This window comes from Bradyrhizobium sp. 18BD, assembly GCF_054185225.1.
In genome coordinates this window covers 222835-236222 of record NZ_JAVAYL010000002.1, presented here as the reverse complement: position 1 = coordinate 236222, position 13388 = coordinate 222835, and the positions used below count along the sequence as shown (strand labels likewise).

Genomic DNA, 13388 nt, shown 5'->3' with positions numbered 1-13388 from the left:
CATATCCATAATTCGCATAAGGTATATTATGGAATATATTTATATACAATTGGATCAGATATTTAGGCGGAATTCCTACCACGGCGTCTTTGTTCCGGCGCCATTCTCGCGGCTACTGTGCATGGGGTTGTTTTCGCGTTTTTGAATCCGGCGCATGTGGCGAAAGCCGATATTGCCGTGACGTTGTCCGGCTGCAATAAGCGAGGCTCCGCGAGATCGCAGATGACCTTCTGACCGTCCGTCCGTATAGGTTTGCGTCTCACAACAAAAACAAACCTTCCGAGGAAGCAGACCCATGAGCTTTTCCCGACGCACGCTTCTCAAGGCCTCCGCCGCGACCGCGGTCCTGGGCGGCCTCAGTGCGCCCCACGTGGCCCGCGCCCAGAGCGCCGAGTTCACCTACAAATATGCCAACAACCTGCCGGACACCCATCCGCTGAACGTGCGCGCCCGGGAGATGGCCGCGGCGATCAAGACCGAGACCAACGGCAAGTTCGACCTGCAGATCTTCCCGAACAACCAGCTCGGCTCCGACACCGACATGCTGAGCCAGATCCGCTCCGGCGGCGTCGAGTTCTTCACGCTGTCGGGCCTGATCCTGTCGACCCTGGTGCCGGCGGCGTCCATCAACGGCATCGGCTTCGCATTCCCGGATTACGACACGGTCTGGAAGGCCATGGACGGCGATCTCGGCGCTCATGTCCGCGGCGAGATCAAGAAGGCCGGGCTCGAGGTCATGGACAAGATCTGGGACAACGGCTTCCGCCAGACCACGTCGTCGACCAAGCCGATCACCGGTCCGGACGACTTCAAGGGCTTCAAGATCCGCGTGCCGGTGTCGCCGCTGTGGACCTCGATGTTCAAGGCGTTCGACGCAGCGCCCGCCTCGATCAATTTCGCCGAGGTCTATTCCGCGCTCCAGACCAAGATCGTCGAGGGCCAGGAGAACCCGCTGGCGATCATCTCGACCGCAAAGCTCTACGAGGTGCAGAAGTACTGCTCGCTGACGAACCACATGTGGGACGGCTTCTGGTTCCTGGCCAACCGCCGCGCCTGGAGCGCTTTGCCTGAGGACGTGCGCACCATCGTCGCCAAGAACATCAACGCCGCCGCCGTTAGGGAGCGCGAGGATACCGCCAAGCTGAACGCCAATCTCCAGCAGGAGCTCGCCGGCAAGGGCCTGGCCTTCAACCAGCCCACGGTCGCGCCGTTCCGCGACAAGCTGCGCACCGCCGGGTTCTATGCCGAGTGGAAGGGCAAATATGGCGACCAGGCCTGGGACCTCCTGGAGAAGGCCGTCGGCAAGCTGTCGTAACGCGTTGGGGCCGTCATGGCTCATGTCGAGGCTCAGGTGACCGAAGCGGTGGGCGAGGCGGCTGGTCAGCCCCCTCGCCGATCCCACGTGCTGGCCTCGCTGGAACGCATCCTCGGCCTTGCGGTCGAGATCCCGGCGGCCATCCTGGTGGTTGCCGAGATCGTGATCCTGTTCGCCGGCGTGGTCGCACGTTACGGCGTGCACCGGCCGCTGATCTGGTCCGACGAACTCGCCTCGATCCTGTTCCTGTGGCTGGCGATGCTGGGCGCGGCGGTGGCATTCCGCCGGTCCGAGCACATGCGCATGACCGCGATCGTCGCCAGCACCCGGCCGGCCATGCGCGCCTGGCTCGACCTGGTCGCGACCTGCGCGGCGCTGGCGTTCCTGGCGCTGATCGTGTGGCCATCCTCCGAATACGCCTATGAGGAAAGCTTCATCACCACGCCGGCGCTGCAGATCTCGAACATGTGGCGCGCCGCGGCGCTGCCGGTCGGCATCTGCCTGATGGCGCTGTTCGGGCTGCTGCGGCTGCTGCGCGCTGCTGACTACCGGATGGTGCTGTCGGCCGCGATCACAGTTGCCGTCATCGTCGGCCTGTTCTGGCTGGCGCAGCCTTATCTGCGGCCGCTCGGCAATCTCAACCTCGTCATCTTCTTCGTCGGCGTCGCCGGCTTCTGCGTCTTTGCCGGCGTTCCCATTGCGTTCGGCTTTGGCCTGGCGATCTTCGGCTATCTGGCGCTGACCACGCGTACGCCGGTCATGGTGCTGGTCGGACGGATGGACGAGGGCATGAGCCACCTCATCCTGCTCTCGGTGCCGCTGTTCGTATTCCTGGGCCTTCTGATCGAGATGACCGGCATGGCACGGGCAATGGTGGCCTTCCTGGCGAGCCTGCTTGGCCATGTCCGCGGCGGCCTGAATTACGTGCTGGTCGGCGCCATGTATCTGGTTTCCGGCATTTCAGGCGCCAAGGCCGCCGACATGGCCGCGGTCGCGCCCGTGCTGTTCCCGGAGATGAAGCAGCGCGGTGCCAAGCCCGGCGACCTCGTCGCGCTGCTGGCGGCAACCGGCGCGCAGACCGAAACCATCCCGCCGAGCCTGGTGCTGATCACCATCGGCTCGGTCACCGGCGTCTCGATCGCCGCGCTGTTCACCGGCGGCCTGCTGCCCGGCGTCGTGCTCGCGATCACGCTCTGCATGCTGGTGTGGTGGCGCTACCGCCACGAGGACATGAGCCATGTCCGCCGCGCCACCGCGTCCGAGATCGGCAAAACCTTCATCGTCGCCCTGCCCGCGCTCGCGCTGCCTTTCGTGATCCGCTATGCCGTGGTCGAAGGCATCGCCACCGCGACCGAAGTGTCCACCATCGGCATCGTCTATGGCGCGCTGGTCGGCCTGCTGGTCTACCGCCGGTTCGACTGGCGGCGGCTGTTTCCGATGCTGGTCGAGACCGCTGCGCTGTCGGGCGCGATCTTGCTGATCATCGGCACCGCCACCGGCATGGCCTGGGGCCTGACCCAGTCCGGCTTCTCGCGCTCGTTGGCCGCGGCCATGACCGGATTGCCGGGGGGAGCTGCGACCTTCATCGCCGTGTCGATCCTGGCCTTCACCATCCTCGGCAGCGTGCTGGAGGGGATCCCGGCGATCGTGCTGTTCGGGCCGCTCTTGTTTCCGATCGCCCGCGCCGTCGGCGTGCATGAGGTGCACTATGCGATGGTGATCATTCTGGCCATGGGTATCGGGCTATTCGCTCCGCCCTTCGGGGTCGGTTATTATGCCGCCTGCGCCATCGGACGTGTCGACCCGGCCGAGGGCATCAGGCCGATCTGGGGCTATCTGCTGGCGCTGCTGGTGGGATTGATCGTCGTCGCGATCTTCCCCTGGATCTCGATCGGATTTCTTTGACGCGGTTTAAGGAGGGTGTCGATGAGTGAGCGGCAGAACCCGTACAATATCGGCCTCGACAAAACGCCCGCCAATTACGTGCCGCTGTCGCCGCTGAGCTTCCTCGCGCGCAGCGCCGCGGTCTATCCCGACCACGTCAGCACGGTCTATGAGGGCCGCAGCTTCACCTGGGCGCAGACCTACGAGCGCTGCCGGCGCTTTGCGTCCTATCTCGCCGGCAAGGGCATCGGCGTCGGCGACACCGTGGCTGCGATGCTGCCGAACATCCCGGCGATGAACGAGGTGCACTTTGCGGTGCCGATGACCGGCGCCGTGCTCAATGCGCTCAACATCCGCCTCGATGCGCCCTCGATCGCGTTTCAGCTCGATCATGGCGGCGCCAAGATCATCCTGGTCGACCCCGAGTTTTCCGGCGTGATCACCGATGCGCTGGCGCAGATGAGCGGGCCGAAGCCGTTCGTGATCGATGTCGACGATGCCGCCTTCAAGGGCGGCAAGCGCATCGGCGAGATCGAATATGAAGCTGCCGTTGCGCAAGGCGATCCAAACTTCACGGCGATCCCACTAAGCGACGAATGGGACGCGATCGCGCTGAGCTACACCTCGGGCACGACAGGCAATCCCAAGGGCGTCGTCACGCATCATCGCGGCGCGTATCTGAACGCCGTCAGCAACATCCTCGCGGGCAATCTCGGCCAGCATCCGGTCTATCTCTGGACGCTGCCGATGTTCCACTGCAACGGCTGGTGCTTCCCCTGGACCATCGCGGCCGCCGCCGGCATCAATGTCTGCCTGCGCAAGGTCGAGCCGACCAAAATCTTCGAGCTGATCAGGCAGCACGGCGTCACCCACATGTGCGGCGCGCCGATCGTCTACAACACGCTGATCAACGCGCCCGATGCGCCGAAAGGCAGTGCGGCGCGCCGCGTCGTCGGCCTGATCGCGGGCGCGGCGCCGCCGGTCGCGGTGTTGGAAGGCGCCGAGAGCATCGGCATCAAGCTGACGCATGTCTACGGCCTGACCGAGGTCTACGGCCCCGCCTCCGTCTGCGCCGAGCAGCCCGGCTGGGATGATCTTCCCGCCGCCGACCGCGCGCGCATGAAGCGGCGGCAGGGCGTACCCTACCCGCTCGAGGAAGGCGTCACCGTCATCAATCCGCAGACCATGCAGGAGGTGCCGCGCGATGGCGAGACCATCGGCGAGGTCATGTTCCGCGGCAACATCGTGATGAAGGGCTATCTCAAGAACGAGAAGGCGACGAAGGAAGCCTTCGAGGGCGGCTGGTTTCACACCGGCGATCTCGGCGTGCTCGACGAGCACGGCTACGTCACCATCAAGGACCGCTCCAAGGACATCATCATCTCCGGCGGCGAGAACATCTCCTCGGTCGAGGTCGAGGACGTCCTCTACAAGCACCCGGCCGTGCTGTTCGCCGCGGTCGTCGCAAAGCCCGATCCGAAATGGGGCGAAGTGCCCTGCGCCTTCGTCGAGCTGAAGGACGGCGCCAGCGCGACCGAGGCCGAGATCATCGCGTTCTGCCGCTCGCAAATGAGCGGCTTCAAGACGCCGAAGGCCGTCGTGTTCGGGCCGATCCCGAAGACGTCCACGGGCAAGATCCAGAAATTCCTGCTGCGCAACGAGGTCGGCTCGGCCAAGGCCATCACGGCCTGAGCTGACACCCGCATCTCGCGGTCACGTACAAACGCGGATTGACGTCGTGTCTCCGCGGTCATCGCGATTCGTACTGAAACCGATCGTGCATGTACGATGACATCGAGACACGCCAAGAAAAGATTGGAAAGCGTTAGAGACGCATTTACGATTCCTCCCCGTCGGATTCGCTGCTTCCACCTGATTCGCCGCGTGGGCTGCGCGGCCGGCGTCCGACACGGTTGGGGCGCCTCATGCGGTTCGTGTCTTGAGCGCAGACGTGCGTGCGCGTCTGGGGCTGCTGCTATTGACGGCCGGATTGCTGCTGCCCGCCGCCGCGCAGGCGCAGGTGATGCGCGAGTTCGGCGCGTTCGGAGGCACTGAGAATTTCGGACCTCCGGGTCCGGGTGCGCCCGGCAACGGTTTCAATAATTTCGGCGGCGGCAATTTCGGCGGCAACAATTTTGGTGGCGGCATGGGCGGCCCCATGTTCGGCGGCCCGCAAGCTGCCGGTTTTGGCGGAGCGCCGTTCGGCAACGGCAATGGTGGCCCGGTCAACATGCAGCCGAATTATGGCTGGAACGCCGAGCCGCCCGGACTTGCCGGCGCAGGGCGCTTCGGCATGCGGCGGGCCTTTGACGGCGGCTCCGATGGCGCCGCGCAGGGCGAGACGGCGCAGGCCACGTTTCTGGCGATGAACCAGTTCACGCAGGCCCTGCTCGATCCCGCCATCGACGGTCGCGGCACCGGCCCGGCCGAGCTGGACGCCGAGCTCGCTGCTTACGCTGATCTCGGAAATGACCGGACGCATGGCGGCATCGGCCGCGAGGCCTATGGCGCGATCTACGGCAGGCCGTCGCTCGCAGTCCCGCACTGGAGCGTCTGGGCCGCCGGCTTCGGCGGCTCGCAGGTCTCGACCGGCAACACCGGCGCGTCCAGCCGCAGTTTCGGCACCGTGGTCGGCGCCGACTATTCGCTCTCGCCGCAGACCCGGATGGGCTTTGCGCTGGCCGGCGGCGGCACCGGCTTCGCCAACAATTTTTCCAGCGGCCGCTCCGATCTATTCCAGGCCGGCGCCTTCGTCCGGCACTCGGTCGGATCAGCCTATGTTGCGACCGGCCTCGCTTACGGTTGGCAGGCCATCAGCAATGATCATCACGTGACGCCGGCCGGCTCCGACCAGTTCGCCGCGGCGATCAACGCCAACGCCTATTCCGGCCGTCTCGAAGGCGGCTACCGGTTTGCCACGCGCTGGCTCGGCATCACGCCCTATGCGGCGGCGCAGGTCACCGCCTTCCGCCTGCCCTCCTCTAACTCCAATGCGACCCAGCCGCCCGAGGCAGCCAATGCGGTTTCGGCCGCGCCCGGCGGCGACAGCTTCACCGACAGCCGCGCTGAGTTGGGCCTGCGTACCAGCACGTCGCTTGCGCTGCTGGGAAGCGTCGTGAACCTGCGCGGCCGGCTCGCCTGGGCGCATGATTTCAGCGCGGGGCAATCGGTCCCCGCTGCGCTCCAAGGCTTGACCGGTCAAGGCTTGACCAGTCAAGGCTTGCCCGGTCAGGGATTCATCGCCGGCGGCACGGCTTTGGCGCCGAACGCTGCGCTCGCAGGCATAGCGTTCGAGCTGCGCGCCCTGAACGGCTGGTCCGCCTCGGCGAACTTCGACAGCGAGCTGTCGAGCCTGATACGCGCCTATACCGGCAAGGCCGTGCTGCGCTACGCGTGGTAGGCGCGCATTCTTGGCACGAACCGATAGCCGCTTCGCTTGAAAACGCCCTAATGCGTCTCCAGCCGTAGTCCGTCATAAGCCGGTACCACGCCCGCAGGCAGCGATTGCCGGATCACCTCGTAATCGACATCGGCGGTCATGTTGGTGATGACAGCGCGCTTCGGCTTGAAGCGCTCGATCCAGGACAATGCATCGTTGATGCTGAAATGGGTGGGATGGCTGTTGTAGCGCAGGCCGTCGACGATCCAGAGATCGAGATTTTCCAGCGCGCCCCAGCTCTCGCGCGGAATGTCGTTGAGGTCGGGCGTGTAGGCGGCGTTGCCGATACGATAGCCGAGCGCGGGAATGTGGCCGTGCTGGACCAGGAAGGCGGTCATGGTCACGTTCCCACCCTTGCCGATGATGATCTGGCTCCCGCCTGCCTCGATCGAATGCCGCGTCAGGATCGGCGGATAGTCGCTGCCCTCCGGCGAGATGAAGCAGTAGGAGAACCGCGCCATGATGTCCTTCGCGGTCGACTGATTGAAATAGGTCGGAATGCGCTTGCGCATGTGCAGAACGACGGAGCGCAGATCGTCCATGCCGTGGGTCTGGTCGGCATGCTCATGGGTCAGGAACACCGCGTCGATGTGATCGACATTGGTGTCGATGAGCTGCTCGCGCAGATCGGGCGAGGTGTCGATCACGATGCGCGTGGTGCCGTGGCTCGACGTCTGCTCGACCAGCAGCGAGCAGCGGCGGCGGCGGTTCTTGGGGTTGTTGGGGTCGCAGGCACCCCAGCCGAGCGCCGGGCGCGGCACGCCGGCGGAGGAGCCGCAACCCAGGATCGTCAGCGTCAGAGTCATGCGGCTCCCAGTCCTTAAGCTTTCACCTTGGAGAACAGGCGGAAGAAGTTTTCGCTTGTCTGGCGTGAGATCTCCTCGAGCGACACGCCGCGCGTTTCGGCCAGCACCTTGGCGACCTCGACCACATAGGCCGGCTCGTTACGCTTGCCCCGGAACTTGCCGGGCGCAAGGTAGGGCGAGTCTGTTTCAACCAGAATACGGTCAGCCGGCAGCTCAGCCGCCAGCGCGCGCAGGGTCTCCGACTTCTTGAAGGTCAGGATGCCCGTGAAGCCGATATAGAGCCCGAGCGACACCGCCTTCAGCGCCAGCTCGCGCCCGCCGGTGTAACAATGCAGCACCGCGCGAAACGGTCCCTTCGCCACCTCCTCTTCCAGGATGCGGGCGCAGTCCTCGTCCGCCTCGCGGGTGTGGATCACCAGCGGCAGGCCGGTCGCACGCGCTGCGGCGATGTGGGCGCGAAAGCCCCTCGCCTGTGCCTCCGGCGAACCGTTGTCGTAGAAATAGTCGAGCCCGGCCTCGCCGAGCGCGACCACCTTCGAATGCGCCGTCAGTGCGATCAGCTCGTCCGGCGTGATGCCGTCTTCCTCATCCGCGTTGTGCGGATGGGTGCCGACCGAGCAATAGACGTCATCGAACCGCTCGGCGATGGCGAGAAGCTGGTTGAGCTTCTTCACCCGCGTCGAGATCGTGACCATGCGCGTGAGGCCGGCCGCGCGTGCCCGCGACACGATCCCGTCGAGATCTTCCGCAAAGTCCGGAAAATCCAAATGGCAGTGACTGTCGACCAGCATCGTTACATACGCCTCAGGCCGCCGGCTCGATATAGCGCGGGAACGCCGGGGTCGGCGCCGGCAAAGTCGAGCCGGGTGCGATCCGCTTGGCACCGCCGAGCATCGCAAAATTGCGTTCGCCTGCGGGGATGCCGAGGCTGTCGAGCAGCAGGTTGGACGCCGTCGGCATCGCCGGCTGGGCCAGGATTGCGATCTGGCGCACGACTTCGGCGGTGACGTAGAGCACCGTCTTCTGCCTGGCAGGATCGGTCTTGGCTAGCGCCCACGGCGCCTCGCCCGCGAAATAGCGGTTGGCTTCCGCGACCACGGCCCATACGGCATTGAGCCATTGATGGATCTGTTGCGTCGCCATCGCTTCGCGTGACACCGCGATCATGCCATCGGCCATCGCCAAAATCGCCTTGTCGTTGTCGCTGAATTCGCCGGGCTCGGGCAGCACGCCGCCGAGCTGTTTGGCGACCATCGACAGCGAACGCTGCGCGAGGTTGCCGAGATCGTTGGCGAGATCGGCGTTGATCCGCGCGACGATGGCTTCGTGGTTGTAGTTGCCGTCCTGGCCGAATGGAACCTCGCGCAGGAAGAAATAGCGCATCTGGTCGACGCCATACTGGTCGGCGAGATTGAAGGGATCGACGACGTTGCCGACCGACTTCGACATCTTCTCGCCCCTGTTGAACAGGAAGCCGTGGGCATAGACCCGCTTCTGCACGGGAATGCCGGCCGACATCAGGAATGCGGGCCAGTACACCGCGTGGAAGCGGATGATGTCCTTGCCGATGATGTGCACATCGGCCGGCCAGTAGCGCCAGTTCTTGTCGCTCTCGTCGGGGAAGCCGACGCCGGTGATGTAGTTGGTCAGTGCGTCGACCCAGACATACATCACGTGCTCTTCGTCGCCGGGCACTTTCACGCCCCAGTCGAACGTCGTGCGCGAGATCGAGAGGTCGCGCAGGCCACTCCTGACGAAGCTCACCACCTCGTTCTTGCGGGAGTCCGGCCCGATGAAATCGGGCTTGTCCGAATAGAGCTTGAGCAGCTTGTCCTGATAGGCCGAGAGGCGGAAGAAGTAGCTCTTCTCCTCGACCCACTCGACCGGCGTGCCCTGCGGCCCGAGCCGCACACCGTCGTCGTTCAGGCGCGTCTCGTCCTCGGCGTAATAGGCCTCATCGCGCACCGAATACCAGCCGGAATAGGTGTCGGCATAGATGTCGCCGTTCGCTTCCATGCGCCGCCAGATCTCCTGGGTCGAGCGATGGTGCTGCTCCTCGGTGGTGCGGATGAAGCGGTCGAACGACACGTTCAGCCGCTCGTCCATTTCCTTGAAGCGGCCGGCGTTGCGGGCCGCGAGCGCGGCGGGTGTCAGGCCCTCGTTCTGGGCGGTCTGGACCATCTTCAGGCCGTGCTCGTCGGTACCGGTCAGGAAGAACACGTCCTTGCCGTCGAGCCGCGCAAAACGCGCCAGCACGTCGGTTGCGATTGCCTCATAGGCATGGCCGATATGCGGAACGCCGTTGGGATAGGCGATCGCGGTGGTGATGTAGAAGACATTATCGCGCGCGGGAGCCGCGACAGGCGCGGCAGCTTGCGGAGCTGCGACGGGCTTCGGCGCGGGGTGCGCCTTAGGCGTCGACACATCGGGTTTCGACACCTTGGGCTTCGCGGCCTTCACCGGCGCGGCGACAGGGGCCGGCGCGACGATCAGGACAGGCGCAGTCACCTCCGCCTTCCTGGCCACCTTCTTCGCGGGAGTCTTGGTCTTCGCCGCAGTCTTGGTTTTCACCAGAGTCTTGGCCGGCTTTTTGGTCGCCTTCTTCGCTGCCGTCTTGGCGGCGGTCTGCTTCTTCGCAGCTTTCTTGGGGGCCTTCTTTGCCGTCTTCGCAGCGCTCTTCTTCACGCCCTTCCTGGCGGCCGCCTTCTTGGTCTTCTTGACCTTCTTGGCAGCTTTGCTCGCGCGCGCCTTCACAGCCTTTTTCGTGGCTTTCTTCGCGGCCTTCTTCTTGCTGCCTTTGGCTTTGACGGTTTTCTTAGCTCGCGTTGCCACGACGAATTCCTTTACCGGCTTCACTAAATTTGGAAACGAATCTGCGTTAGGTTGTTGTTGTGCGCATGATCCTTTCGGAAACCGCTGCGCATTTTTCCGGATCATGCTCTAGCGCGTTGCGTCCGCCAGCCAGCCGAACACCGAGAAAACCAAGGGCTTTCGCTCCAGATTGTAGGTTTCGGTGTCACGTGCGGCGCGGACGATCTTTTCCCATACCTCAGCTAGGCGCGCAAGGCGAGGCAGGTTCTGGTTGGCATTGGCCTCGTCGGCATGCAGGCGCTCCGCGATCCAGCGATCGATGCCGTCGATGAAGGCTGCGAGCGCGACGCGGTCGCTGGTGCCAAGCGATTCGCCGAGCGTGTGCAATTCGCGCGGATCGACCTGTGGCAGTCGCGCCAGCAGTGCCGCCGTGCGTTGCTGGAGCTTCAACGCGTCGCCGCCGAGCAGCGTCAGCGCCCGTGCGACGCTGCCCTCGGAGGCTTCCGCCGCTTCGCGCAGGGCAAGGTCGGTCGGAGCGAGGCCGGCAGCTTCAGCGGCAGCACTGATCACTTCGTCCGTTCCGAGCGGCCGCAGGCGCAGCTTGCGGCAACGCGACTGAATTGTGGCGAGCACGCGCGCGGGCGCGTGGCTCACCAGCAGGAACAGTGATTGTTGCGGAGGTTCCTCGAGGATCTTCAGCAGCGCGTTGGCGGCGTTCGGATTGAGCTCGTCGACGGTGTCGACGATGCAGACGCGCCAGCCTTCGGCCGCGGCGGTCGAGCCGAAGAAGCCGATCGTCTCGCGCGTCTCGTCCACGGTGATCACCGTGCGCATCACGCCACGATCGTTGGCGGTGCGCTCCAGCGTCAACAGGCCGCCATGCGAGCCGGCCGCGACCTGCCGCGCAACGGCGTCATCCGGATCGATCGCGAGGCTTTCGGCGTGCTGGACAGCCGGCGCCAATGGCTGGCCGTGCGCGAGCACGAAGCAGGCCATGCGATAGGCCAGCGTCGCCTTGCCGATCCCTTGCGCTCCCCCGATCAGCCAGGCATGCGGGATGCGACCGCTGCGATAGGCGGTCAGCAGCGCGGTCTCGGCCTCGCGATGGCCGAACAGAAGGCTGGTCGCACGCGGATGCGGAATGGCGGATTCGCGCTCGGCCTGACGCGGGCTCATGCGGAGATCACCGATGCAGGCGTTGGCAGGAGGCGCTCGCGCAGCGCCGTCCAGACCCGGCCGGCGACCGTGTCAGGATCGGAATTGGCGTCGATCAGCACGCAGCGCGCGGGCTCCTCCTCGGCGATCTTCCGATAGGCCTCGCGCAGACCCTGATGGAAGCTGAGCTGCTCGCTTTCGAACCGGTCGGGCGTGCCGCTGCCGCGACGCGCGGCGGCGCGCTGCAGGCCGATCTCGACCGGCAGGTCGAGGATGATGGTGAGGTCCGGCTTGAGATCGCCGATCGTGACCCGCTGCATGGCGTTGATCAGCGCGGCGGGCACCTGGCCGAGGCTGCCCTGATAAGCGCGCGTCGAGTCGGCGAAACGGTCGCACAGCACCCAGGCGCCGTGATTGAGCGCGGGCTGGATCACGGTGCGGACATGGTCATCGCGCGCAGCGGCGAACAGCAGCGTCTCGGCGTCGGGCCCGAGCAGCTTGCCCATGCCCGACAACACCAGATGACGCATGATCTCGGCGCCTGGCGACCCCCCCGGCTCGCGCGTGACGAGCGTACGCATCCGCGCCGCCTTGAGGCGGTCGGCGAGCTTCTTGATCTGGGTCGACTTGCCCGTCCCCTCACCACCCTCAAAGGTGATGAAGCGTCCGCGTCCGGACGGTCGCTGTCCCTTGCTTTCACTCATGGTCAGAGCTTCTCGGCGCCTGCGCGGAACATGCCGATCACGAGCTCGCTGGCACCATCAATTGCGCGGCGCATGGTCGAGCCGGTGCCGATCGCCTCGGCCGCATAGACCGGCGTCTCCACAGCGATATTGCCGCTGCGCCAAACCTTGACCACGCCGACCTGCTGTCCCTCCTGCACAGGCGCGCGCACCGGGCCGCTATAGACGATGCGCGCGATCAGCTTGTCGCTGCCGTTCTTGTGCACCATCACCTTCACGGGCGTCTTGGCCATCAGCTTGACCGAGCGGCTCTCGCCGCCGAACACCTTTGCGTAGCCGACCGGCTGCTCGGCCGCGATCAGCGTGCGGGTCTCGAAATTGCGAAAGCCCCATTCCAGCATCTTCTTGGCTTCGGTGGCGCGATCCTCGGGGTCTTCCAGACCGTTGACGACGACGATCAGCCGCGTGCCGTTTTGCACGGCCGAGCCGACCATGCCGTAGCCGCCTTCCTTGGTGAATCCGGTCTTCAGGCCGTCAGCGCCTTCCATCGAGTTAAGCAGCGGATTGCGATTGGGCTGGCGGATCTTGTTCCAAGTGTACTCCTTCTCGCCGAACAATTTGTAGAATTCGGGGAAGTCCAGGATGATGTGGCGGGCGAGGACGCCGAGCTCGCGTACCGTCATCTTGTTGCCGGGGTCGGGCAGACCGTTGGAATTGCCGAAGGTCGACTTGGTCATGCCGAGCTCGCGGGCGCGCTTGGTCATGAAGTCGGCGGCAAAGATCTTCTCGTTGCCGGCCATGCCTTCGGCGAGCGCGATGCAGGCGTCATTGCCGCTCTGGATAATCGCACCATGCAGGAGATCGTCGACCGAGACCTTGCTGTTGATGGCCGCGAACATGGTCGAGCCGCCCGAGGGGGCCCCGCCCTTGCGCCAGGCATTCTCGCTGATCCGGTATTCGTCGGTCAGCTTCATGTCGCCCTTCTTGATGGCGTTGAAGACGACTTCCGCCGTCATCAGCTTCATCATGCTGGAGGGCGCGCGCAGCTCGTCGGCGTTCTTCTCGAACAGCACACTGCCACTGGAGGCCTCGATCAGGATCGCGGTGGGCGCGTCGCCGTCGAAGCCGGACTCTTCGGTTTTCTTGGCGCCCTGGACGCTCTGGTTGGCGGCATAGAGCGCGCCGCCCCAGCCGATGCCCGCTACCACAGCTGTCGCGATCAGCGCGCGCGCCAGTGCTCCGGCGGAGAACCGGGTGAGACGGAGCGGAAAAAGACGAATTGCCATGGCCAAGCC

General features: G+C 65.0%; 10 protein-coding genes. 4 read left to right on the top strand and 6 right to left on the bottom strand.

What is annotated here, in order from left to right; all coding sequences use genetic code 11:
* Positions 1–295 precede the first annotated feature (295 nt).
* From RAD16_RS04280 to RAD16_RS04265, 4 genes are all read left to right on the top strand, one after another.
* Positions 296–1315 carry a TRAP transporter substrate-binding protein gene (locus RAD16_RS04280; protein WP_458156628.1) on the top strand — a complete coding sequence of 340 codons (1020 nt, stop codon included), beginning with the start codon at positions 296–298 and terminating at the stop codon, positions 1313–1315.
* Between the two features lie 15 nt (positions 1316–1330).
* Complete coding sequence (locus RAD16_RS04275; protein WP_458156627.1) at positions 1331–3220, top strand: TRAP transporter large permease; 1890 nt, start codon at positions 1331–1333, stop codon at positions 3218–3220.
* A gap of 21 nt (positions 3221–3241) precedes the next feature.
* Entirely contained in the window at positions 3242–4891 is a 1650-nt protein-coding gene (locus tag RAD16_RS04270; protein ID WP_458156626.1) for an acyl-CoA synthetase, read from the top strand.
* A 259-nt stretch (positions 4892–5150) separates the two neighbouring features.
* Positions 5151–6599, top strand: coding sequence for an autotransporter outer membrane beta-barrel domain-containing protein (locus RAD16_RS04265; protein ID WP_458156625.1), 1449 nt, complete (start codon positions 5151–5153; stop codon positions 6597–6599).
* 47 nt (positions 6600–6646) lie between these two features.
* Here the strand turns inward: RAD16_RS04265 and RAD16_RS04260 are convergent, their stop codons facing one another.
* The 6 genes from RAD16_RS04260 to RAD16_RS04235 form a co-directional block, all read right to left on the bottom strand.
* A complete protein-coding gene (locus RAD16_RS04260) occupies positions 6647–7444 on the bottom strand; it encodes an MBL fold metallo-hydrolase (protein WP_458156624.1) in 798 nt (265 codons plus the stop codon).
* A 14-nt stretch (positions 7445–7458) separates the two neighbouring features.
* The gene (locus tag RAD16_RS04255; protein WP_458156623.1) at positions 7459–8235 is read right to left on the bottom strand and encodes a TatD family hydrolase; all 777 of its coding nucleotides are present in this window, start codon (positions 8233–8235) and stop codon (positions 7459–7461) included.
* Between the two features lie 13 nt (positions 8236–8248).
* Complete coding sequence (gene metG / locus RAD16_RS04250) at positions 8249–10276, bottom strand: methionine--tRNA ligase (protein WP_458156622.1); 2028 nt, start codon at positions 10274–10276, stop codon at positions 8249–8251.
* A gap of 108 nt (positions 10277–10384) precedes the next feature.
* The gene (locus RAD16_RS04245; RefSeq protein ID WP_458156621.1) at positions 10385–11431 is read right to left on the bottom strand and encodes a DNA polymerase III subunit delta'; all 1047 of its coding nucleotides are present in this window, start codon (positions 11429–11431) and stop codon (positions 10385–10387) included.
* Complete coding sequence (tmk, locus tag RAD16_RS04240; RefSeq protein WP_458156620.1) at positions 11428–12114, bottom strand: dTMP kinase; 687 nt, start codon at positions 12112–12114, stop codon at positions 11428–11430. Before tmk ends, RAD16_RS04245 begins: the two co-directional genes overlap by 4 nt.
* Positions 12115–12116: 2 nt before the next feature.
* The gene (locus tag RAD16_RS04235) at positions 12117–13379 is read right to left on the bottom strand and encodes a D-alanyl-D-alanine carboxypeptidase family protein (RefSeq protein WP_458156619.1); all 1263 of its coding nucleotides are present in this window, start codon (positions 13377–13379) and stop codon (positions 12117–12119) included.
* Between the last annotated feature and the right edge of the window lie 9 nt (positions 13380–13388).